Below are 23921 nucleotides of genomic sequence, written 5' to 3' on the forward strand. Positions count from 1 at the left end.
ATTATTCAAATTAGGACCATACTTTTTACTTTATTGATAAATTTACTTTAAAGGAGAAAAAAATGCTGGAAGCCATGATGTTAGAAGATACCGCTAAACGAAAATTGACTTTATTTAAACTATTGACACAGTTTTCTGATAAACAGCACAGTATCAATTTTTTTGAAAATAAACTTGATTACTCATACAGCCGTGTCGTTTATCTACTAGAATTAATACAACAAGATCTCACAACATTAGCGCAAGAAAAGATTGAAATTCTTCATGTCAGCGGGGTTTGTTATGAACAAGATATTTCCTATGATAGATATTATCAGTACTTAATTACCCAAAGTATTCCCTACCAGTTACTAATTTCGATCCTCTTTTATCCAAACGATGATTTAGCCAAGTTTTGTGCGAAAAATTATCATAGTAAAGCCACTGTCGTTCGAAAATCAAAGTTGTTAAGTGACTACTTTAAACAATTCAACATTAAGATGAACACGTCACAATTAAATCTTTATGGTGATGAGCGGGTTATTCGAATAACGTTATATACATTAATTTGGCTTGCTTCTCAAGGTACAAATTTACCTAAGATTGAAAATAATCCGATTGATTACGTCGAAATAACCAAAGTCATCAGTCCATATTTTCCTGATAGTTTCAGTTATTCTGCTGATAAACAGATTACATTGATTTTGGATATCATTTATCTAAGGGTAAAGTCTGGAAATGGATTAAAAGAAAAAACGACCATCGATCCTTACATCCCGACAAACCTGACTTATGCAAAAATTTTCTTTGGCGATTTAATCAAGGAAAACAAATCATTGATAGCTGAAGCGCAATATGCAGCCTATTTATTGATCGCTACACCAAACTTTTTTAGAGATGATGATCATCGTTTAATCTTGTTGAACAACTATTTAGAAAGTCAGACAAATTCAGCGACTAAATTGTTAGAAGAATTTTGTCATTTATTCAAACAAGAGTTTATGCCTAAAGATTTTTCTTGGGCGGATGCACCTATTCTTTTTGGGAATACTGCTAATATTATTTTCTCTACTACAATCAATGAACACCCTTTTCCAACATTATTTCACTTGATCAATCATTCTTTATATTCAAAAAATGAATATTACTATCAATTGCTGACACATTTCAAAGCCTTATTTCAAAAAATTTCTAAAAGAAAAAACTTTGCGTGGCTCAAAAACAATATTGAGCCATTATCAGATACACTAGCAGCTTTGCTCGTTCCGCTTTACGAATCATTCCAAGCAAACAAGATCGTTCGTATTGCCCTAATTGCCGAATCAAACTATCTACTGATTCAACCGTTAACACAATTTATTATGGAATTACCATTTGTCCAATTGGTTGCTTATGAATATAACAACTTTTCTTCCTTAGATTTTATTGTGGCTACCTCATCTTATTTAATTCCAGAAGAATGCCATTTACCATCGTTTGTTTTTCGATTTTCTGCAAATAATGATGAACAATACATTGGTCTCTATCAGGCGATCAAAGCTGTCCACAATACAAAAGGTGTCAATCCAGTCTAAAAAGAGAAGGAACAGAAATAGCTGAGCTATCCTTGTTCCTTCTCTTCAGTTCTTTTATCTTCTTGGTTCGTCATCTTCCATTTCTTTACGGAAAAAACGACGGTATTCTTCTGGTTCTTCATCAACGGTCTCTTCATCATGGAAAACAACTTTTAATGCTAAAACGCGTGTTCCTTCCATCTCTTCAGAGGTCAAGGTAAGATTACCAACATCAAATGATAGTTTCTCCTCTTCATCAGGAATCGTACCTAAAGCCGTTATCAAGTAACCTGCCATTGTATCAACGTCACTCATGTGTAAATCTGTTCCGAATACTTCATTGAATTCATCAATCAACATTCTTCCTTGAACTAAATACTCGTGGTCATTGATCTTAGCATATAAATTTTCAACTTCATCTGTCTCATCATCGATTTCTCCAACAATTTCTTCTAGTAGATCTTCTAAGGTAGCTAAACCAACGACACCGCCATATTCATCTAATAAAATAGCCATTTGGTTTTGCGTTCTTTTTAGTTCATACAATAAATCATCAATAAAAATCGTTTCTGGAACAAACAATGGTTCTTGTATGATATTTCTTAATTGGATTTTATCAAAGCCTAACTTATGAGCTGCTTTTAGTAAGTTTTTAGTATGAAGAACACCAACGATTTTATCTTTATCTTCGTTATAAACCGGTATTCTTGAATAGTTTTCTGATAAAACTGCATCAATATTTTCTTGAATATCATCGGAAATATCGATCATAAATGCATCAGTTCGTGGAACCATAACTTCACGTGCCACTTTTGTATCTAAAGAAAAGACACCTTGGAGCATTTCAAGTTCATCATTATCTAAAACGCCTTCAGACTCTAACATATAGCGCATTTCGTCACGTGTCATTTTTGAATCAGCATCATCAAATTTCATCGGTGTAAGCTTTGAAAGCAGATCCGTTGAAGCTGACAATAACCACACGAACGGTTTGGCAACAATGCCGATTGCACGCACGAATCCTGATGTAGCTTGAGCTACTTCTTCTGATTTATTCATTGCAATTCGTTTTGGATACAGTTCCCCAAAAACGATTGAGACATACGTCAATAAAGCTAAAATAATAATATTCGCAATATTTTTTGCAGCAGCGCCGCCGCCAAGGACAGGTGCTAATTTGGCTGATAATGAGTCAGCTAACGAGGCACCAGATAAAATATTGACTAAAGTGATACCAACTTGGATCGTCGATAAAAAGCTTGTAGGATCTTGCAGGACTTTTAATAATTTCTTAGCCTTTGCATCGCCTTCTTCAGCCTTTTGTTCGACACGATTCTTATTTACAGAAACTACCGCGATTTCTGATGCTGCAAGAAAAGCGTTGATCAATGTTAAAACAACCAATAGTAAAATTTGCGCGATAAGCGACTGACTCTCGGGGTCAGCATTATTCATAATGTTTTCTCTCCTTAAATGTTTGCGGGAATGGATCACCGAGCTTTTTCTATAAAAAATAGGGATTTCTGAATAGGATTTTTGTTATCTTATTCGTGCTATTTTCCTCAAAAATTTAGTTCGTATAACAGACAATTCCCAAATCTAGAACGAATTGCTTTCTTTGTTTTAAAAAAACGTGACTACATGAGGTAGTCACGCTAAAATCGTATCACAAACGGGATGTGATTTCAATATTCATCAACTATTTTTCCTTACTTTGTGGCGAATTTATTTCGTCAGGAAGCTCAAGGATCGGTTGTTCGCCCATTTTATTCTTGCGAACCATTTGAAAAACATGGACAACGATGGTTTTACACACTGCGTAAAAAGGTACTGCTAAGAAAATTCCTAGGAGTCCTGCAATATTTCCTGCAACAAGTAAAATAAGAATAATTGTCAAAGGATGGATTTGTAATGATTTACCAATTACATTTGGATAAATAATATTGCCATCGATTTGTTGTACGATCAACACAACCAAACAGCAAAGTAATGCTTTAAATGGTTCATCAAAAACCGTGACAAAAACTGCTGGAGCCAGACCGATATAAGGACCTAAATAAGGAATCAAGTTGGTTATACCAGCAATTACACCAAATAAAAATGCATAGCGGACACCAATCAATGAATAACCGATCACAGTAAACGTTGCAACGAATAAGCACTCGATTGCCTGACCACTAATATAGCTTGATAATGTTTTATTCAATTTAGCTAATAAATCAACAATATCATCTTGACGTTTTTCAGGTAAAAAACGTTTAACTCCAGGAACCATACGATCCCCATCTTTTAACATGTAAAATAGAATAAATGGCGCTGTGACGATGATAATCGTCGTTGAAGCCACTGTTGACACGATTGAGCCTAAACTGCTGGATAGCCCACTGATAAACTGTTGAATAATTTTGCCATAAGAAATATCTAATTGATCAATATATTTCGTCAAGTCAAAATCTTTAAAAATAGGCAGCTCAGCCATTTGGTAAACCCACGCTTCCACGCTTTTAAAAACATCTGGCATGTTAGAAGCCAAACTAGATAATTGGGATACTAGGCTTGGAATCACACTAACTAAAATCAACACAAGCGCTACGATCAAGAGTAAGAATACAATTAAAATCGCAAAAATTCGCTTCATATTCGTTTTCATCAATAAATTGACGATTGGATTTAAAATGTAATACAAAAATCCGGCTACCAAAACTGGCGCAAACAATGTTGAAAAAAAAGTGCCTATCGGTGCAAAAATAAAATTGATTTTTGACGATACAAAAATCAATGTGGCAATAACCAGCAATTCTGCTGACCAAAAAAATAACTTTGATTGTCTTAAACGTTCAAACACAGATTCTCCTCCTCGCATAATAAAGCATAACGAACTAATTTTAGATACTATCACTTTTAAAAAAAATTCATAATTATATAACTATAAGTCTTTATTTATAGATTTTAGCATAAAAATCCATATAATAGTATAGCAATACTTTTTACATATACATATCAATGATTGGCTATTCCCTGCTCGTCTACCTTACTAAGAATGGTAAAAATAACGATTACTTCGCTACTGTTGATCACTGATTTGAAAATCAACAACCGTTTACAAAACAATGGTATAATGATATTATTTCCAAAAATAAAAAAAGGAGCTTTTTTGATGTTTAAAAAAATAATTGTCAATTTGGTATTAATTACAGCAGTCAGTTCTATGACAAGTACTACTAGCGTTTTTGCTGACAACTCTTCAACTGAAATAACTAAAAGTACAAGTCTAAATGAAGATTCAACACTTGAAAGTACTAGTGAAGCATCCAGTACTACTGAAACGACATTAACTAGTCAAGAGCAACCCGTTGAGTCTAGTCAAAGTAATCAAGAGAACCAGATAAGTTCTTCTCCTATGTATAACAGTGAAGAGGAGTTAAGAAAGCAGTTTGAAACTGATTCTCGCAATGAAGTCTTATCTTTTGAAGAATATAAGGCGCTTATTGACACTTTAGGAAGTTTACCAGCTTCTCAAGATCCTGCACCTGAAGCTCGTTCACTATTTAAAGCAGGCAACCAAAGAGATCAAATCGTAGCAGAAGCAAAAAAACATTTAGGGAAATCTTATACACAAAGTTATCCTGACCGATTAGGTCCAAATAAATTCGACTGCTCCGGTCTGACTCGTTATGTATTTTTACAGGTAACTGGAAAGAATATTGGGGACTGGACTGTTCCTCAAGAAAAATCAGGAACTAAAATCAATATTTCTAAAGCGAACATTTCGCAATTAGAAGCAGGAGATCTACTTTTTTGGGGCACTGCTGGAGCAACTTACCATGTAGCAATTTATATTGGTAACGGGCAGTATATCCATGCGCCAAATTATGATAGAAAGGTTGAACAATCACAGATTTGGTGGACAGAATTCCCTCCTAGTTTTGCGCTAAAAATGAACTTTACAGATTCCAAACCTCAAGGAAATCCTATTAATGATGGTAGCTATGTCACGATTACCCAGAAAGGATATAACATCTTTAGCTCATTCGACTGGTCGAAAAAAAATACTTCAGATAAATTATTTAATAATACCTACCAAGCTGTATACCGATATAATCATACAAATGGCGATACTTATTACTCATTATATGACAGTAAAGGAGCTTGGCAAGGCTATATAAATTCTAAGGCCGTAACCAAAGCTGACGGCAAACGTGGGCTTTGGTTGTACAATAATGAATTTGTCACTGTCACTAAAAAAGACTCCACTATCTGGGGCAATATCAATGATTTCTCTGCTAAAAAAGGCAGTACCAACAGTCTCTACCAAAAAACGTACCACGCACAAGGAAAATACAATCACTTTTCTGGCGAAATCTACTATTCTTTATATGATAATAAAAACGTTTGGATCGGTTATGTTAATAAAAAAGACCTCACAATAGGTGACGGCAAACGTGGCCTTTGGTTGTACAATAATGAATTCGTTACTGTCACTAAAAAAGATTCCACTATCTGGGGCAATATCAATGATTTCTCTGCTAAAAAAGGCAGTACCAACAGTCTCTACCAAAAAACGTACCACGCACAAGGAAAATACAATCACTTTCTGGCGAAATCTACTATTCTTTATATGATAATAAAAACGTTTGGATCGGTTATGTTAATAAAAAAGAYCTCACAATAGGTGACGGCAAACGTGGTCTTTGGTTRTWCAATAATGAATTCGTCACTGTCACTAAAAAAGATTCCACTATCTGGGGCAATATCAATGATTTCTCTGCTAAAAAAGGCAGTACTAACAGTCTCTATCAAAAAACGTACCATGCACAAGGAAAATACAATCACTTTTCTGGCGAAATTTACTATTCTTTATATGATAATAAAAATGTTTGGATCGGTTATGTTAATAAAAAAGACCTCACAATAGGTGACGGCAAACGTGGCCTTTGGTTATTCAATAATGAATTCGTCACTGTCACTAAAAAAGACTCCACTATCTGGGGCAATATCAATGATTTCTCTGCTAAAAAAGGCAGTACCAACAGTCTCTATCAAAAAACGTACCATGCACAAGGAAAATACAATCACTTTTCTGGCGAAATCTACTATTCTTTATATGATAATAAAAACGTTTGGATCGGTTATGTTAATAAAAAAGACCTCACAATAGGTGACGGGAAGCAAGGTATTTGGATGCGTAATAATGAATACGTAACGATCACAAAGAAAGACTACCCTATTTGGGGAAACATTAACGATTTCTCATCAAAAAAAGGAAATACTACTAATCTTTATCAAAAAACATACCATGCACAAGGACGATACAATCATTTTTCGGGTGAAGTTTATTATTCTTTATACGACAACAATCAAAAATGGATAGGTTATGTTAATAAAACAGGTGTATCTGTTAAGTAATAAGAGATTATCTTATCACTTAGTTATTTCAAAATCTGAAAACCACTTTCTTAGTCAAATACGTCTGGGAAAAAATTAGATTAGATGGTAAATTTAACATACTGTTCTTTTTCAAGTCAGTCGCCAAACCAAAAAAATTATTTATCATCATCCAACTTTATAGTCTAAGTTTCTAAAAAATTGATGTTACTATTTAAATAAAATAATTATATAGAGGTGCTAAATGAAAATTGTCCACACAAAAGATACGATGAGTGATATCTACTTAGATGCCGTCAAAATCCGTCGGCAAGTGTTCATGCAGGAACAAGGTGTTCCTGGTGAAATTGAAATCGATAAATACGAAGCAAGTTGTATTCATTTTGTTTTGTACGGTGATAGCAATGAGGCCATTGCTACTTGTCGTTTACTACCGCTAGATGATGGTTTGATAAAATTACAGCGGATGGCTGTTCAAAAAAAGTTTAGAGGTAATGATTATGGACGCTTGATTGTGGAAGGTGCTGAACAATTTGCGAACGAGCAAGGTTACAACACTGTTACTTTAGGTGCACAAATCACAGCTCTTGGCTTTTATGAAAAAATGGGTTATATCAAGGAAGGTGACATGTTCCTTGATGCAGATATCGAACATTATAAGATGAATAAGCGATTTTAGTGCTTTCGCCAAAATAAAGAAACCAAAGCAAGACTTCGGAAAGTCTAGCTTTGGTTTCTTTTTTCACTTAACATCTTACATTGGCTATTTCTTTGATAGCTCTTGGTATCGCTTATACCAGATATCTACATAAGCTTCAGAGAATGGGCCCTTTTCATTATTAATCCAATCGACCAACGTCTTGACATTTTCTTTTAGAATAAAATCAATATCTTCTGGATAATCCATAATCTTACTGTGAAATTCATATTCATCCACATCCAATAAACGTTTTTCACCATCAGGAAAAACCTTGATATCCAAATCGTAATCAATATACTTCAATGCTTCATCATCTAAAAGATAAGGTGACGCTAGATTGCAGTAATAAGAAACCCCCTTTTCTCTAATCATCGCTATTATGTTGAACCAGTATTTTTTATGAAAATAAACGATAGCTGGTTCCCGAGTAACCCAGCGTCTACCATCAGACTCTGTCACCAAAGTATGATCGTTGACACCAATCAAAGAATACTCGCTTGTTTTTAATACCATAGTATCTCGCCATGTTCGATGCAAATGCCCATCGTGTTTGTAACTTTGAATCGTTACAAATTCACCTTCTTTTGGAATTGCCATAGTCCCCCAACTTTCCCTAGTACGAAAAATCGCTTTTAAAAGCTGATTGCTCTTCGTTTGGGTGTTCATTACACCGATATCACTATAATTATATCATAATTTTCAGCTTTGCATACTAAGTAGTTTGATTTCTCACAGCAAGGAGGGATAAGTATTGAAATAAATGGTTTGATTTTACTTTTTTGATGATGAAAATGAGTTATTTTTAAAGCAGATCTAGTTTTTATCATACAGTTGTGTGCAGCAATATTGATGATTTCGATTTGCTAGCTCTGAACAGAGCTAGACATTTTATCCGTTACGTTATAAGTGAAATAGCCTTATTTCAATCCACTAGCTCTAAACAGAGCTAGACACGACCAGAGATAAGCGTGGCAACAAAAACAAAGGCGTATTTCAATCCACTAGCTCTAAACAGAGCTAGACAATATTTCCTCCCACGCCTGACCATTCCAAATGTATTTCAATCCACTAGCTCTAAACAGAGCTAGACCACCAGCTGGAATCATGGAAAGTGAATTATCCAATATTTCAATCCACTAGCTCTAAACAGAGCTAGACCCAGATCCGCAATTTGACGTTGCTTCTGCAGCACAATTTCAATCCACTAGCTCTAAACAGAGCTAGACAGGATAATCGCCGTTTGGCAAAACCGCTCCGTTTGATTTCAATCCACTAGCTCTAAACAGAGCTAGACCAAAACGATGATTGATGAATTTGCAGGAGTAATATTTCAATCCACTAGCTCTAAACAGAGCTAGACTTATTTTGCGATTTAAACGTATTGTTTCCATTCTGTATTTCAATCCACTAGCTCTAAACAGAGCTAGACATCGGATAATTCTGTATTAAATTCGTAACCGTCAATTTCAATCCACTAGCTCTAAACAGAGCTAGACTCGACTCATTAAGTCAAAAGGTAGCACAAAATGAGATTTCAATCCACTAGCTCTAAACAGAGCTAGACGTAGTTGGTGCCAAAATCAAAAGCAGTTCCATAAGTAATTTCAATCCACTAGCTCTAAACAGAGCTAGACATCGTGTTTTTTTGGGTAAACGTCACTTTCAGAAAAATTTCAATCCACTAGCTCTAAACAGAGCTAGACTGTGAAATTGATAAAAATACACGACATATCTCCACAATTTCAACACTAAAACTAGTATAACATTAAATTAAAATGAGAAAAAGAGCTATTTCCCCTCTAATTCCAGCAAAATTCTGGTGCGGATCTCCTAGGGATTTTATGATCACTTGGGGTTCGCACCAAAGATTATTCTTGTATTTTAAATTCTTTTTTATATAGTTCTAGCATTTTTTGCTGAGGTTTTGGAAAAACATAGCTTGAAAATTCGTCTTTTGTTACCCACTCTTGTTTTTCATCCAAAGGCGTTAATCCTGTTTGTCGGCCATAAAAGACAAGAATATGCCATTTTAGGTGGCTGAAAATATGGATTACCTCTCCTAAAGATCGCTTTTGCCAAACTACTTGAGAGTATTTTTCAAAAATTTCCGGATTTTCTTCAGCAACTAATAATGGTTCTTCAAAATCAAGCGATAATTGCTGCTCTTCTTTCACGCGCATTTTTTGTAGAAACTCGAAACGTTCTTTACTGACTTCTTCTATTGGAAACAACCACATATTAGCCAATAAGCCTTTTTCACTACGCTGACTCAATAAAAATTCTTGCTCTTTATTTTCAATGATTCCACCAATATAATAAACATCCTTTGGTTTTAACTTTTTTGATTTTACTGGAAAATCAGTCATCGTATTATTTTCATAACTCAAACAATAAGATTGAATCGGACACTCCTCACACTTAGGTGAAGTCGGTGTACAGATTGCAGAACCTAGATCCATCATGGCTTGATTAAAATCTCCTGGTCGTTCCTTATCAATGATTTTATACATTGCTTCTTCAAAAACTTTACGACTGCTTGCTTTTGCAATATCATCACTGATTTCAAACAAACGACTGACAACCCGCATGACATTCCCATCAATGGCAGGTTCTGGAAGTTGAAAAGCAATACTACCGATCGCACCTGCTGTGTATGGCCCGATTCCTTTTAATTGGCGTATCTCTTCAATCGTTTCAGGCATCTGTCCATTAAACTCTGTCATGATCTGCTGAGCTGCAACTTTCAAATTTCTTGCTCTGGAATAATACCCTAAACCTTCCCATGCTTTTAATAACTTATCATCTGGTGCTTCAGCTAAATCCTTGATCGTCGGAAACCATTCCATAAAACGATAATAATAATCGATCACCGTATCAACTCGGGTTTGCTGCAGCATGATTTCTGAGATCCAAATACGATATGGATCTAGATTGACTCGCCAAGGTAGATTTCGTTTTTCTTTTTCATACCAATTAATAAACTCCTCTTGAAATGACTGGATTTTTTCTGCGCTCCACGTCTCCCAATATTTTTCATTCTTCATTCTCTAATTCCTTTTCATCAAAATATTGCTGAATCAAATCTGAATCAAAACGTTTCTGAAAAAGCCCTTGTTTGACTTTCATTAGGCGTTTATAGGAATCTAATTTACGATGCTTTTCCCATAATTTATCGCCTTCTTTTCTGATCACATCTAATTCTTGGTCTTCATCTTTTTCAAAAGATAGCTCTTCTAAAGCCAAATCGATCACTTCACGATTGAAGCCCTTTGTCATCAAATGCATTTGGACTTTTTGAAGTGCATCTTTGAAACTCTTTGTCCGGTAACGTCTCATCGCCTTTTCAGCCGTTGCTTTTGCTACTTCTACTTGTTCATCCATCGTATAAAAAGTTAACCCATGTTGAATGTCTTCATCATTCAAGCCTTTTCGTTTTAGTTGTTGTTCAATCATTTTGGGTCCTTTATCACTTGTTCGCATCAAAGTACGAACATAACTTTCACTAAATATTTTATCGTCTAAAAGGTTCATTTCTTCCAAACGGATCACGATGCTTTTTCGATCTTCTGGCAAAATTTCCTTTTCTTTCAAATAATCTAAGATTTCTTTTTTTGATCGTAACTGATAGCTTAAATAATTTAAGGACATTTGCAAACCTACATCATAAGAACCAGCTTTTTTTATTTTTTCGACCATTTCATCTGATAATTCTTGCCCTTTTAACAACCGTTGTCGAACTAAAGTATCCTCAGATACACGTAATTTTTCTCCTGAAGACAGCCAGATAAGATAAAACTGACCTTTGTCTTTTGTAATTTTCGTGATTGTTTCCATCTTTCTCCGCCTTTCTAGTGAGAACATATATTCTACTATAACATATATTTGGCAGAAGCTAAACTAGGCAAATTGTGCTAAAATAAGAACTATCGATATATTTGATTAATAGATCTACGGATCAAAAGGATGGAATTATGACCACACAACTATTAAAAGAAGGACAAACGATTCCTTTAAAAATAAAACGTTTAGGTATCAATGGAGAAGGTATCGGCTATTATAAAAAGACGATCGTTTTCGTACCCGGTGCCTTACCAAAAGAAGATATCTCTGTAGAAATCACAAAAGTCGCTCCTCGTTTTGTTGAAGGACAATTGAAAAAGATTGTAAAAGCAGCCCCTGAACGTGTCGTGCCGCCTTGTCCAGTTTACGAAGCTTGCGGTGGCTGTCAGCTGCAACATTTAGCTTATCCGGCACAACTACTGTTTAAAAAGGATCTTTTGAAGCAGTCGCTAAATAAGTTTAGACCAAGAAACTATGAGAATTATCAACTACCTAAAACTATCGGCATGAAAAATCCTTGGAATTATCGGAATAAGGCGCAATTTCAATTAAGGAAAATCGAAGGAGAAGTTGAAGCTGGTCTTTATCAAGCGGATTCTCATCGTTTAGTTCCTATTGATGATTGCCTCGTTCAACAACCAGCGACAACTAAAGTGATGAATGCTTTAGTAGAGTTATTGAACAAATACCAATTACCAATTTATAATGAACGAAAAAATAGCGGTATCTTCCGAACGTTAATGGTGCGTGTCGGTGTCAAAACAAATGAAGTCCAAGTTGTTTTTATTACGCAATCCGTAAAATTTCCACAGAAAAAGGCCTTGATCGAAGAAATCACACAACATCTTCCAGAGGTTGTTTCGATTATGCAAAACGTTCAAAATAAACGAACTTCGATTGTTATGGGTGATGAAACGATCCACGTTTGGGGTAAAGAAAGTATTGAAGAACAAATCAACGAAGTAACCTTTGATTTATCTCCTAGAGCCTTTTTCCAGCTAAATCCAGAACAAACGGAAGTTCTATATAATGAAGCGTTGAAAGCTTTAGATTTACAACCAAATGAAACTGTCGTTGATGCTTATTGCGGTGTTGGAACCATTGGTTTAAGTGTTGCTAAACAAGCCAAAGAAGTTCGAGGAATGGATATTATTCCAGCTGCGATCGAAGATGCTAAGATGAATGCTGAGCGTTTAGGTGTTACGAATACCCATTATGAAGTGGGAACTGCTGAAGAATTGCTGCCTAAATGGCTTCAAGACGGTTTTAAACCCGATGCACTTATCGTTGACCCTCCTAGAACCGGATTGGATCAAAAACTGCTGAGAGCTATTTTAAAGCAGCCTCCTAAAAAGATGGTTTATATTTCTTGTAATGTGTCAACACTGGCAAAAGATCTAGTTGATTTGGCTAAAGTCTTTGATGTGAAATATATGCAGTCAGTGGATATGTTTCCACAAACCGCACGATGTGAAGTTGTTGTAAAATTGACTAAGAGATGATTTACTTAAAAAGATCCAACAATCAGAATGAATCTGGTCGTTGGATCTTTTTAAGCATTGTTAAAGTGTTTCCCCATTACTAGCTATAACCTTTTTCATCCAATCATAGCTATCTTTCAAATACCGTTTTTGACTCCCTTTCCCATAATCATCTTGATCGACATAAATAAATCCGTATCTTTTACTCATTTCAGAAGAAGAGCAGCTGATAATGTCAATCGGTCCCCAAGCACAATATCCTCTAAGATCAACACCATCTTTGATTGCTTCTTTCATTTGTTCGATATGCGCTTTGTAATAATCGATTCGATAATCATCATGAACACTTCCGTCTTCTTCTAACTTATCATAACAGCCGATGCCATTTTCTGTTATGTAGAGCGGACATTGATAGCGGTCATAAAAAGAATTAAGTAATGTTCTTAACCCAAGTGGATCGATCGTCCAGCCCCAAGGATTTGCTGGCAGAGCTTTGTTTCGATATGGTTCATCATGTTTTGAATCACAAATTTGCGTATAATAATAAGAAAATGACAAGTAATCTGCTGTATTTTTCAGAGCAGCTTCATCCCCTTCTGCAAATTTTAGCTTAATATCATGTTCTTCAAAATAGCGAAATGCGTAACCTGGATAGTAGCCTCTCAATAACACATCAGCAAAAAAATACTGCATTTGATTGATTTTCAGCGTTGCCAAAACATCTTCTGGATCACAGGTTGCCGCATATTCTGGACCGCCACAAAGCATCATTCCTACTTCATAATTTTCGTCGACTTGATGGGCATATTCAGTCGCTAAGGCCGATGCTACCATCATATGATGCACCCCTTGATATTTTGCCTCCTGCAAATTTTCTACCTTATCCTCGGCTATCCCTAAATGATTAAATGATTCATGACCGATCAAATTGATCTGATTGATCACGATCCAATAGTTTACTTTGCCTTGGTAACGGTCAAAAATAACTTTACAATAACGAACAAAGAAATCCACGACTTCTCTTGAATACCAGCCGTTATAATTTAATGTAAGATTCAATGGCATCTCATAGTGGGAAAGGGTAATCATTGGTTCCATGCCATTTGCGATAATTTCATCGATCAATTTATCATAAAAAAGTAATCCTGCCTCGTTTGGTTCAAGGTCATCGCCATTCGGAAAAATTCGCGACCAGTCGATCGAGGTTCTAAATAATTTTAACCCCATATCTCCTAATAATTTTAAATCTGTTGGATAGGTTTCCTTAAAATCGATTCCCCATCTTTTTGGAAATATACCTGTTTTACTATTCAAAGCTTCTTCAATGTAGCCGGTAGAAATTTCTGCATTCGATCTTTTTTCTAATGGAAGATCCGCTCTAAATTCATTGATATCAGCAACACTTACGCCTTTGCCTTCGTACTCATACGCTCCTTCGCATTGATTAGCAGCAACAGCTCCGCCCCATAAAAAATCTTTTGGAAACCCAGTTGGTACTTGATACATACTTTTGCCCTCTTTTCTTTACTTTTTTTCAAGTATTGTTAAACGCTCATTGAGTTGCTTGGCTATTTTGATTAAGTGATTAGCCATATTGATTTCACTATAAATCGTCATCAACGTATCTTGCGCATGTGTGAATAATAAAGAATGCTCATGTTGTTTTTTGTCATCGGCCATTTCACTTTGGATAGCTTGCGTTTGAATTTTATGTGCTTCAGTGATATTCGTTTTGGCACCCTTCATTTCTTTTGTTGCTGTTTCAAAATCGTTCTTTTCAGTTGCAACAAGGGCATTTTTACAATTAACTCTGGCATCTCCAGCAAATAAAATAATTTTCATCGCTTGCTGTGATAATATATCGTCCATATAATTAAGCCTCCTTTATCGTTTGATTTTCAGCTTTTGTTTCTTGATCATCATATGCTTTAAAAAATGGATACCAAATAGCTGTAGATATCGCAAAAATAACTAGCATCAAGATAATCCCAGTAATTGTCCCAGTCGTAAACCAAGTAGCAAATGGAAACGGACAATACCATAATTCAAACTGAACTTTAGGAATTGGTGCAAATGGAATTACCTTTGTAAAAATATAAATCACGATCGGTAAAATAATTCCTTGCAACCACATTGGAATCATCAACAGCGGATTCCACGCCACAGCACCAAAAATCACCGGTTCATTGATATTAAAAATCGATGGGACGATACACGCCTTGCCTAGTGCACTGATTTTCTTAGAGCGAGCTCGCATCATCATTAGAACCAACGGCATCGTACAACCAATTCCACCGATCCATAGATAAGCTGAATATAAAGTACTGCTGGTAACTAAATTTAATGTTTCAACAGATGCTGTGCCATTTTGAACTAGTGCAATATTTTCAGCAATTGCTTTTAACAAAACTGGCTGAACCACAGGTGTCAAAACCCAAGTAGAAATGCCCATTGAATAAAGGAAACAAATTAAAAACATCATCCCTACAAAACCTCCAGGAGATTCCATAAAGCTTGATAATGGCATAAAAATACTTAAAACAATGTTATATAGATCCACTTTCATGATCAAAACAACGACCCAGCCAAAAATGATAATAAGACCGATCGGCAACATAGAATCAAACCAAGCTCTGACAAAATCTGGAATCACAGATTCTTCTTTGAAAAATGTAAATTTTCCTAATGCAACCAAGACAAATCCAGCAATTAATCCAGCAACGATTGCAACAAACATCCCGCCAGCACCTAATGCGTCATGACCAAAACCGACCACACCGTCTTTCTCGATTTGCGGTGAAATAATCATTAAGAACAAAACTAAACCGCTCATCCCAGCGACGATTCGTTGCTTTCGTAATCTTTTTTTCTCCATTAAGTTAAACGGAATCAAAAATGCTACGAATAGTGAGATTTTTCCCATCGTCCAACCAAATGGCACCCAAAAACTTGGTAGGGCTGGAAAATATTCATTCAAAATAGCCAACATTGAAAAAATCGAACCTAAGAAAATAAACGGCAACGTCTGCATGATTGAATCTTTAATACTAACGATCCAAGGATTATTATTTACTTTGTTCATTTTAGGTGAGAAACTATTTTCCAACCAAAAGATCAACTTATTCATATTTACGTCTCCTTTTTCACATTATTCGTCTTCTTTTAACGAACTTAACAAGTGTTCAATAGCCGCATCTCCATCTAACGTCGCATAATACTCTTTTTTCATCAGAATAACTTTTACCGGAAACCCATGAATGATCTCATCGATTTCATCAATGATATATTCAAGATGTGGCCCTACCATCAACGCATCGATTTCCTCAATATAGTTTTCAATTTCCGATTCGCTTCTAGCTACAATACTCATGTCTAAATTTTTTTCTTTAGCTGCCTTACGCATATTCGCCGCCATAAACCCACTGCTAGCACCTGATCCGCAGACTAATAATACATTTAATTCACTCATTATTTTTCCCCTTTCTAATTTAAAAGCTAAACAAGCTTATTCAATTACTACACTCTTATCATCTACGTTTTACACACCACTATCAAATATGATTCTTTCCTCTTCTTACTGCTTTAGCGGAAACAACTGTACTTGATTTCCTATTTAAAACGAAGAATAATAGGAGATATAAAAAAATGGAGAGGAGCGGATAATGTGTCCTTAAATAAGAAAGAAGCGGCACTCGTAAAGCTGTTGATTCAGCATCACAATTGGCTATCTTCAACTTTTCTAGCTGAAGCGTTATCCACATCAACAAGAACAATACGTAGCTATGTAGCTCGAATTAATCAAAATGCTAATTTTGAAATGATCCAATCCTCCAGACAAGGATATAAGATCGACAGCCGTGTTGAAATCGACGAATTTGTTTCTTATAATAAACGGGAATTGAATACACCTGTAGAACGTATGAATTATTTGATGAATTTATTAATCAAACACAAAAATGTCGATTACTTTGAAGTTGCAGAAACTTTATTTGTCAGTATTCCAACTATAGAAAAAGATACTATTCGACTACGGAAAAAATGAATAACTATCATTTAAAAATCATTAAACATAGACATTTTTTAAGTATGGAAGGTGACGAAACTAACTTTCGAAAGCTCACTAGTGATATGTTGCAGGAGGAAGCTCTACAAAATTTTCAATCCATCGATTACATTCAAACAGTTTTTCCAGATATTCAGATTGAAACAATTCAAAAAATCGTGATCAATCATTTGAGCAGTCAACATCTCTATATAAATGGTTATGCTATTAACAGTCTATTGCTCCATATCGCTATCGCTATCAATCGTCTTCAACATCATCAACGATCTGAAATTGATTTTATTCCTAAATTGTTTGCTAACGATCAAATCGAATATCAAATTGCTACGGAGATTGGAAAAGATATCGATCAAGCTTTTACTGTAGAAATGGATCATTATGAAATAAACAATTTGACCCTTTTATTAATGACTAAAATCTCACCATCAAATGATGCTTTCTTAAAAGATTATATGGGCACTTCTGTCTATACCTTTATTTCAACGATGATGAAAACTGTTGCCGAAAAATATTTTATTACTCATATTTCAGACGAGTTGGTATTGAATTTAGCGTTGCATGTGTCGAATTTGATTTCACGAGCAAAGAATGGTAAGCAGGTTCATAATCCATTATCTGAAGAAATCAAACAATCCTATGCCTTTATTTATGAAGTCGCTGTTTTCATTGCGAAACAGATTCAAAAACAAATCAATATTCCAATTTCAGATGATGAAATTACCTTTATTGCACTTCACATTGGTTCTTATTTTGAGGAAAAATTTGAAACAGAGAATAAATTAAGTTGTGTGATTTATACGCCAGAATATTATAATATGCACAAACGTTTGATTTATAAAATCGGAGATACATTCAAATCTAGTTTGAATATTGTAGGAACTTTTTATCAATTAGACAGTGAGAATCTGACTGAAATGCGTGAAGCCGATTTGGTTTTATCGACTATAGAAATGAAAGATCTGACACATATCGTTCAGATTTCTCCGTTTTTATCAGAAAAAGATATGAAAAAATCCAACAATCCATCCAACTAGTAAAGCAGGAAAAATTGTTGAAATCCTTAAAAGAAAGCGTCCAAACATACTTAACACCCAAAAGGTTTGAACGAAACATTTATCTGAAAACGCCAGATCTATACATTGACCATCTAGGCGCTCAATTGGTTGAAAAAAACTATATTGATGCTCATTTTATTGATTTAATTAAAGAACGAGAGAAAATGTCTGCGACCTCATTCAATAACTCCGTTGCTTTACCACATGCAATCGAAATGAGTGCTGAAAAAACGGGAATCTCTATTATTTTGAATGATCAGCCTGTTAAATGGGGGAATCACTATGTTCAAGTGATTATTATGATCGTTATAAATCAAGATGATATGAAAAAATTTCGGCAATTATTTGATTTTATGATCGATACCTTTTCAAATCAAGAGAAGTTAAATAAACTTTTAAAAGTTAAAGATTATGAAGGGTTTATTAATGAATTATTTAATTAAATATTTAAGTATAATTTCTGATTGATTTACATTATAAAAAAAGTGAGTGGGACATAACTCTTCGAGTCATATCCCACTCATGTGGAATCCGGATAAACGGTGGGAGCAGAAGCAATCCCTTCGGAAATAAGCTGAAATTCACAAAAATTTGAAGAACAATTTTCGTGAATTCCTTCTTATTTCTCGGGATTAAACACTTCTGTCCCATCCTCTTTTTGCTTATTGATCCATTTAGTTTTTACCAACAAAAAATGATACAACTGCAACTAAAATCACAGCACCAATAATTGATGGAAACAATGCCATACCGGCAACTTGAGGTCCCCAACTTCCTAGAAGTGATTGACCAATCGATGAGCCTACAAGACCTGCAATAATATTGAAGATCCAACCCATTGATTTTCCTTTACTTGTGATCGCTCCCGCAATTGCTCCGATAACGCCACCTACGATTAAAACCCATAACCAATGCATCTTTATGACCTCCCTTACAAATAGAATAAATGTTAAAAATGATTACTTAGTTATGCTAACAGATTATTTATTTTCTTGCGAAAGAAATGCATCTGAAAATTAGTTTATATCATCTAATTATCATTTTTATTTCATCTCATCTGTTACCAAAATCGTTACATGATTTTTAGTACCACAATTCTCACAATAATAATGTAGATTTATTTCATCATCCACTAAAATATCATCACAAACTAATTCAATTTCAGTATCTGAAAGCTGCAATTCTCCTAAAGGAATGTTTATTCTTTGATGATCTGCTTTGTCGGTTCTCGTATTTAATAAAAATTTGCCTGTCATTTCGTTTTCGCAATTTTTACAAGTTACTGCAACGCTGATTTCTCTTTCCATCGTAAACTCTCCCTCTTGTCTTTATCAATAGATGATTATACATCTATAATTTTAAACGCCTCCGTCAAAAAATTCGATTGATATGCTTTGAATTTGGTTTGATAAAATAAAAAAAGCTAGAACCCAAATGGATTCTAGCTTGAAATTCAATCTTAAAAAGATTATTTTACTGTTACTGAAGCGCCAACTTCTTCTAAAGCAGCTTTTAAAGCTTCTGCTTCATCTTTAGAAACGCCTTCTTTAACTGGTGCAGGAGCGCCATCAACTACAGCTTTAGCTTCTTTCAAGCCAAGACCAGTTGCTTCACGAACTGCTTTGATAACTTTAACTTTTTGATCTCCAGCTGCAGTTAATTCTACAGTGAATTCAGTTTGTTCTTCGCCAGCTGCTGCTGGTCCTGCTGCTGCTGCTACAGGAGCTGCTGCAGATACGTCAAATTTTTCTTCAATAGCTTTTACTAAATCGTTTAATTCTAAAATAGTTGCGCCTTCTAATTCTGCAACAATGTTTTCAATGTTCAATGCCATTATGGTTTCCTCCGTTTTAATAATTCATTATTTTTTAGTTTAGTTTGTTACTAGGCTGCAATTATGCAACTTCGTCTTCTTTTTCTGCCACTGCTTTGACAGCGTAAGCCACTTGTCTGACTGGCGCTTGTAATACAGATAATAGCATAGAAAGTAGTCCATCGCGACTTGGAAGTTTTGCTAAAGATGTCATTTCTTCTACTGAAGATACTTTACCTTCAATAACGCCACCTTTGATTTCCAATGCTTTTGCAGTACTTGCAAATTCGTCGATGATTTTAGCAGGTGCTACTACATCGTCGTTACTGAAAGCGACAGCTGTAGGGCCTGTAAATACTTCGTCCATACCTTCTAGTCCAGCTTTTTTAGCTGCACGTGAAAGGATAGAGTTTTTGATAACTTTCATTTCAACATTTGCATCACGCAACTGTTTACGTAAGTTAGTCACTTCTTCTACAGTTAAACCACGATAGTCAACGATAACTACAGAAGCTGCTGATTGGAACTTAGCTGTTGCTTCTTCGACTAGGGTTTCTTTTTTAGCGATTGCTGCTTCACTCATTTATTTTCACCTCCTGATTATTGATGGAGAAGTTTATTTGCGATTAAAACAAAATAAACTCCATGCCACCGTTGACATAGAGGGACGTAATTGTATGTATCAACAATTGTCCTCGGTAGGAAATTAAGACTTGCGTCACCTACTGTCTTCGGTACAGTTAATTATTAACCTCAACTACCTTACCATGAGAAAGGTAGTTGAGTCAATAATTTTTTTTACTTATTCGGCGTTTCTAATTAAAATGAAGCTTGGTCAACATGGATTCCAGGTCCAAATGTAGTTGTTACTGAAATGTTTTTGATATATTGACCTTTTGCTGCTGATGGTTTAGCTTTCAACAATACATCGTTGATCGTATTGAAGTTTTCTAGTAATTTTTCATTATCAAATGAAACTTTACCAATTGGTACGTGGATGTTTCCAGCTTTGTCAACACGGTAAGTTACTTTACCAGCTTTTACTTCGTTAACAGCTTTTGTTACGTCCATTGTTACAGTACCAGTTTTAGGGTTAGGCATAAGACCTTTAGGACCTAAGACACGACCTAATTTACCAACTTCAGCCATCATGTCTGGAGTTGCTACTACTACGTCAAAGTCAAACCATCCACCTTGGATTTTTTGAACCATGTCAGCGTCGCCTACGTAATCAGCACCAGCTGCTTCAGCTTCTTTTGCTTTGTCGCCTTTAGCAAAAACTAAAACGCTTTGTGTTTTACCAGTTCCGTTAGGTAATACTACTGCACCACGGATTTGTTGGTCTGCTTTTTTAGGGTCTACATTTAAACGGTAAGCAACTTCAACAGTTGCGTCGAATTTTGCAATATTTGTATCTTTAGCCAAAGCGATTGCTTCTGCTACAGGGTAAACTTTTGTTGCTTCAACTTTTTTTAATGCATCTTGCATTTTTTTGCTTTTTTTAGCCATTTTGTTTCCTCCTTGATTGTGGTTATAACGGTCGAACCTCCCACGTAATTCATATCTTTGAATATGAAATAAACTGAGAAGCTACTTCTTTGGGTTACCTAGAATAAAAATTATCCTACTGTGATTCCCATGCTTCTTGCAGTTCCTTCAACCATGCGCATAGCCGCTTCAACGTCTGCTGCGTTTAGGTCTGCCATTTTAAGTTCAGCGATTTCTTTTACTTGATCTTTCGTAACATTCGCTACTTTATTTTTGTTTGGCTCACCAGAACCTTTTTCGATTTTTGCAGCTTTTTTAAGTAATACTGCAGCTGGTGGTGTTTTTGTAATAAATGTAAATGAACGGTCTTCATATACAGAAATTACAACTGGAATAATCAAACCAGCTTGATCAGCTGTACGAGCGTTGAATTCTTTAGTGAATCCCATAATGTTGATACCCGCTTGACCTAATGCTGGACCTACTGGTGGAGCTGGTGTTGCTTTACCTGCAGGAATTTGCAATTTAACTAATTTTTCTACTTTTTTTGCCACGAGACATACCTCCTTGAGTCCGTGATGTGGTTAATTGGAGATGAAGATTTCTCCTCCCACGTCATTCTTTGACGAATCAAAGAAAACCTGTATGCAAAAATGCACACTTAAATAGTATACTCTGCTTCTTATAAAATTTCAATACCTTTCTATTCTTTTTCCCTCTAGATTTTCGTTTAGAAATGAGAGAAAGATAAGTTTTTCTCGCATTCTTATTACTGTTCTAGTTTATTCCTTCTAATTATGATAGACTTTCGTTAGAAAAATCCTGATTTAATCAAAAGATAGGTGAGTAGATAATGGAAAATTTACGTTATAAAAGTGTTTTTGATATCATTGGTCCTGTGATGATCGGTCCAAGTAGTTCGCATACTGCTGGAGCTGCCCGCATTGGTAAAATCGTCCGTAGCATTTTTGGTGAACAGCCAGACACAGTTGATATTTATTTATATGAATCTTTTGCTAAAACATATCGTGGTCATGGAACAGACATCGCTCTAGTTGGGGGCTTACTTGATATGGAGCCCGATGATGAACGCTTGGCTGATTCTTTAAAAATTGCTCACGAACAGAATATGGAAGTGTTATTTGTTCCGCTTAAAGAAAAAGCGGAACATCCAAATTCAGTCAAATTGCTTGTTTCCAAAGGAGATAGAAAACTTTCTGTTACAGGAATATCGATCGGTGGAGGTAATATTCAGATTTCAGAATTGAATGGTTTTAAGATTTCTTTAACGATGGGCACACCAACATTTATTATCGTTCATCAAGATGTACCGGGAATGATTGCCAAAGTTACTAATCTATTATCTGATACCAATATCAATATTGGAACCATGACCGTAACACGTGAATCAAAAGGTGAAAAAGCGATCATGATCATTGAAATCGACCATGCTGAAATTGGTGACATTACCATGCAATTAGTCCAAATCCCCCATATTTATAGTGTCAATTATTTTGATTAATCTAAACTAAAGGAGCAAACTAATTATGTTTCTATCTATAGAAGAGTTAGTGAAACAAGCGACGGATTATCCATCAGTTGCTGAATTGATGATCGCAACTGAAATCGAAAATCATGGACACAGTCGTAAACGAATCATTGAAACAATGGAACGTAATCTTGTTGTTATGAAGCAATCAATTGAAGAAGGCGTTGATGGTGTAACATCCGTAACAGGGATTACAGGAGGCGATGCAACTCGTCTTGATGAGTATATCGAATCTGGAAATTTTTTGAGCGGCGAAACTATTTTGACTGCAGTTAGAAATGCAGTAGCAGTTAATGAAGTCAATGCAAATATGGGATTGATCTGTGCAACACCGACTGCTGGAAGTGCTGGTGTTGTGCCAGGTGTTTTGATGGCGGCAATCGAAAAATTGCAATTAACACATGAGCAACAACTGGACTTCTTATTCACGGCTGGCGCTTTTGGTCTAGTGATTGCGAATAATTCATCAATCAGCGGTGCTGAAGGTGGTTGTCAAGCAGAGATTGGTTCAGCTAGTGCCATGGCTAGTGCTGCCTTAGTTTGTGCTGCAGGTGGTTCTGCTGATCAAGCCGCACAAGCGATTGCAATCACGCTAAAAAATATGATGGGCTTGATTTGTGATCCTGTTGCTGGACTTGTTGAAGTTCCATGTGTAAAACGGAATGCTTTAGGCTCTTCACAAGCTTTTATTTCAGCTGATATGGCTTTAGCTGGCATTCGTAGTGTGATTCCACCTGATGAAGTCGTGGCTGCGATGTATCAAGTTGGCCGTCAAATGCCGCAAATTTTCAAAGAAACTGCAGAAGGCGGCTTGGCTGTGACACCGACTGCACAACGTTTGGCAAAGGAAATTTTGGATAATCAAAGCAATGTTCACAATAAATCATAAAAACAAATTACAACTGTAAAATAGGCATAGTAACCGTCAAAAATAGGACGAAATTCACAAAAATTGGTCTCCCGCTTTTTGTGAATTTCGTCCTATTTTGAGCTATAAAAAACTTCCGCGATAAAT

25 protein-coding genes, 1 pseudogene, 1 CRISPR repeat array and 1 other annotated feature are annotated in these 23921 nt (G+C 35.5%); of the genes and pseudogenes, 10 read left to right on the forward strand and 16 right to left on the reverse strand.

What is annotated here, in order from left to right; genetic code table 11:
• The first annotated feature begins 62 nt into the window (after positions 1–62).
• A complete protein-coding gene (locus tag V192_RS0114050; RefSeq protein WP_025872799.1) occupies positions 63–1553 on the forward strand; it encodes a helix-turn-helix domain-containing protein in 1491 nt (496 codons plus the stop codon).
• Positions 1554–1607: 54 nt separating this feature from the next.
• Here the strand turns inward: V192_RS0114050 and V192_RS0114055 are convergent, their stop codons facing one another.
• Together V192_RS0114055 and V192_RS0114060 are read right to left on the reverse strand one after the other, a co-directional pair.
• On the reverse strand, positions 1608–2987 hold the full coding sequence (locus tag V192_RS0114055; RefSeq protein ID WP_025872800.1) for a hemolysin family protein: 1380 nt from the start codon (positions 2985–2987) through the stop codon (positions 1608–1610).
• A gap of 244 nt (positions 2988–3231) precedes the next feature.
• Entirely contained in the window at positions 3232–4377 is a 1146-nt protein-coding gene (locus tag V192_RS0114060) for an AI-2E family transporter (protein ID WP_025872805.1), read from the reverse strand.
• 312 nt (positions 4378–4689) lie between these two features.
• Between V192_RS0114060 and V192_RS20985 the strand changes: the two genes are divergently transcribed.
• From V192_RS20985 to V192_RS0114085, 3 genes are all read left to right on the forward strand, one after another.
• On the forward strand, positions 4690–6204 hold the full coding sequence (locus tag V192_RS20985; protein ID WP_025872807.1) for a C40 family peptidase: 1515 nt from the start codon (positions 4690–4692) through the stop codon (positions 6202–6204).
• A 509-nt stretch (positions 6205–6713) separates the two neighbouring features.
• Positions 6714–6938, forward strand: coding sequence for a hypothetical protein (locus tag V192_RS0114080; protein WP_025872811.1), 225 nt, complete (start codon positions 6714–6716; stop codon positions 6936–6938).
• A 223-nt stretch (positions 6939–7161) separates the two neighbouring features.
• Positions 7162–7596 (forward strand): GNAT family N-acetyltransferase, encoded by a 435-nt coding sequence (locus V192_RS0114085; protein WP_025872813.1) that lies wholly within the window; start codon positions 7162–7164, stop codon positions 7594–7596.
• Positions 7597–7680: 84 nt separating this feature from the next.
• Here V192_RS0114085 and bph read toward each other — a convergent pair whose 3' ends face one another.
• From bph to recX, 3 genes are all read right to left on the reverse strand, one after another.
• The gene (bph, locus tag V192_RS0114090) at positions 7681–8214 is read right to left on the reverse strand and encodes a biofilm phosphatase Bph (protein WP_025872814.1); all 534 of its coding nucleotides are present in this window, start codon (positions 8212–8214) and stop codon (positions 7681–7683) included.
• Between the two features lie 255 nt (positions 8215–8469).
• Positions 8470–9320: a CRISPR direct-repeat array (repeat unit 33 nt; unit sequence ATTTCAATCCACTAGCTCTAAACAGAGCTAGAC).
• Positions 9321–9485: 165 nt separating this feature from the next.
• Complete coding sequence (gene mutY, locus V192_RS0114095; RefSeq protein ID WP_025872815.1) at positions 9486–10661, reverse strand: A/G-specific adenine glycosylase; 1176 nt, start codon at positions 10659–10661, stop codon at positions 9486–9488.
• Entirely contained in the window at positions 10651–11451 is an 801-nt protein-coding gene (recX, locus tag V192_RS0114100) for a recombination regulator RecX (RefSeq protein WP_025872816.1), read from the reverse strand. Before recX ends, mutY begins: the two co-directional genes overlap by 11 nt.
• A gap of 137 nt (positions 11452–11588) precedes the next feature.
• Between recX and rlmD the strand changes: the two genes are divergently transcribed.
• Positions 11589–12959, forward strand: a complete 1371-nt coding sequence (gene rlmD / locus V192_RS0114105; protein WP_025872819.1) for a 23S rRNA (uracil(1939)-C(5))-methyltransferase RlmD — start codon at positions 11589–11591, stop codon at positions 12957–12959.
• A 60-nt stretch (positions 12960–13019) separates the two neighbouring features.
• Here the strand turns inward: rlmD and V192_RS0114110 are convergent, their stop codons facing one another.
• Genes V192_RS0114110 through V192_RS0114125 form a run of 4 tightly spaced genes read right to left on the reverse strand, consistent with a single transcriptional unit; the run spans position 13020 to position 16407 of the window.
• Positions 13020–14444, reverse strand: coding sequence for a glycoside hydrolase family 1 protein (locus tag V192_RS0114110; RefSeq protein WP_025872821.1), 1425 nt, complete (start codon positions 14442–14444; stop codon positions 13020–13022).
• An 18-nt stretch (positions 14445–14462) separates the two neighbouring features.
• Positions 14463–14807 (reverse strand): PTS lactose/cellobiose transporter subunit IIA, encoded by a 345-nt coding sequence (locus V192_RS0114115; RefSeq protein ID WP_025872823.1) that lies wholly within the window; start codon positions 14805–14807, stop codon positions 14463–14465.
• Between the two features lie 4 nt (positions 14808–14811).
• Positions 14812–16065 (reverse strand): PTS sugar transporter subunit IIC, encoded by a 1254-nt coding sequence (locus V192_RS0114120; protein WP_025872824.1) that lies wholly within the window; start codon positions 16063–16065, stop codon positions 14812–14814.
• A gap of 21 nt (positions 16066–16086) precedes the next feature.
• Positions 16087–16407 (reverse strand): PTS sugar transporter subunit IIB, encoded by a 321-nt coding sequence (locus tag V192_RS0114125; RefSeq protein ID WP_025872825.1) that lies wholly within the window; start codon positions 16405–16407, stop codon positions 16087–16089.
• 195 nt (positions 16408–16602) lie between these two features.
• Between V192_RS0114125 and V192_RS22355 the strand changes: the two genes are divergently transcribed.
• Genes V192_RS22355 through V192_RS22365 form a run of 3 tightly spaced genes read left to right on the forward strand, consistent with a single transcriptional unit; the run spans position 16603 to position 18499 of the window.
• A complete protein-coding gene (locus V192_RS22355; RefSeq protein ID WP_025872827.1) occupies positions 16603–16980 on the forward strand; it encodes an HTH domain-containing protein in 378 nt (125 codons plus the stop codon).
• Positions 16977–18035, forward strand: coding sequence for a BglG family transcription antiterminator (locus V192_RS22360; RefSeq protein ID WP_025872829.1), 1059 nt, complete (start codon positions 16977–16979; stop codon positions 18033–18035). Before V192_RS22355 ends, V192_RS22360 begins: the two co-directional genes overlap by 4 nt.
• A 17-nt stretch (positions 18036–18052) precedes the next feature.
• Positions 18053–18499, forward strand: coding sequence for a PTS sugar transporter subunit IIA (locus V192_RS22365; RefSeq protein ID WP_025872831.1), 447 nt, complete (start codon positions 18053–18055; stop codon positions 18497–18499).
• Positions 18500–18584: 85 nt separating this feature from the next.
• On the opposite strand, the pseudogene V192_RS22750 reads toward V192_RS22365, so the two are convergent.
• From V192_RS22750 to rplK, 7 genes and pseudogenes are all read right to left on the reverse strand, one after another.
• Positions 18585–18707: pseudogene (locus V192_RS22750) on the reverse strand (DUF3788 family protein); the annotation flags it as partial.
• A gap of 23 nt (positions 18708–18730) precedes the next feature.
• A complete protein-coding gene (locus tag V192_RS0114145; protein ID WP_010765775.1) occupies positions 18731–18973 on the reverse strand; it encodes a GlsB/YeaQ/YmgE family stress response membrane protein in 243 nt (80 codons plus the stop codon).
• Positions 18974–19099: 126 nt separating this feature from the next.
• On the reverse strand, positions 19100–19363 hold the full coding sequence (locus tag V192_RS0114150) for a hypothetical protein (protein ID WP_025872832.1): 264 nt from the start codon (positions 19361–19363) through the stop codon (positions 19100–19102).
• 161 nt (positions 19364–19524) lie between these two features.
• Entirely contained in the window at positions 19525–19890 is a 366-nt protein-coding gene (gene rplL, locus V192_RS0114155) for a 50S ribosomal protein L7/L12 (protein ID WP_025872833.1), read from the reverse strand.
• Between the two features lie 61 nt (positions 19891–19951).
• Positions 19952–20452: a 50S ribosomal protein L10 gene (gene rplJ / locus V192_RS0114160; protein WP_025872835.1), complete on the reverse strand. Its 501-nt coding sequence runs from the start codon at positions 20450–20452 to the stop codon at positions 19952–19954.
• Positions 20453–20494: 42 nt separating this feature from the next.
• Positions 20495–20622: a sequence feature (ribosomal protein L10 leader region), on the reverse strand.
• A gap of 66 nt (positions 20623–20688) precedes the next feature.
• Positions 20689–21378 carry a 50S ribosomal protein L1 gene (rplA, locus tag V192_RS0114165; RefSeq protein WP_025872837.1) on the reverse strand — a complete coding sequence of 230 codons (690 nt, stop codon included), beginning with the start codon at positions 21376–21378 and terminating at the stop codon, positions 20689–20691.
• Positions 21379–21488: 110 nt separating this feature from the next.
• Complete coding sequence (gene rplK, locus V192_RS0114170) at positions 21489–21911, reverse strand: 50S ribosomal protein L11 (RefSeq protein ID WP_025872839.1); 423 nt, start codon at positions 21909–21911, stop codon at positions 21489–21491.
• A 299-nt stretch (positions 21912–22210) separates the two neighbouring features.
• On the opposite strand from rplK, the gene sdaAB reads away from it, so the two are divergent.
• Together sdaAB and sdaAA are read left to right on the forward strand one after the other, a co-directional pair.
• Positions 22211–22879 carry an L-serine ammonia-lyase, iron-sulfur-dependent subunit beta gene (sdaAB, locus tag V192_RS0114175; RefSeq protein ID WP_025872841.1) on the forward strand — a complete coding sequence of 223 codons (669 nt, stop codon included), beginning with the start codon at positions 22211–22213 and terminating at the stop codon, positions 22877–22879.
• A 25-nt stretch (positions 22880–22904) separates the two neighbouring features.
• Entirely contained in the window at positions 22905–23795 is an 891-nt protein-coding gene (gene sdaAA, locus V192_RS0114180) for an L-serine ammonia-lyase, iron-sulfur-dependent, subunit alpha (RefSeq protein ID WP_025872843.1), read from the forward strand.
• The last annotated feature ends 126 nt before the right edge of the window (positions 23796–23921 follow it).

Source organism: Enterococcus crotali (assembly GCF_000633635.1).
GTDB classification, from domain to species: Bacteria; Bacillota; Bacilli; order Lactobacillales; family Enterococcaceae; genus Enterococcus_L; species Enterococcus_L crotali.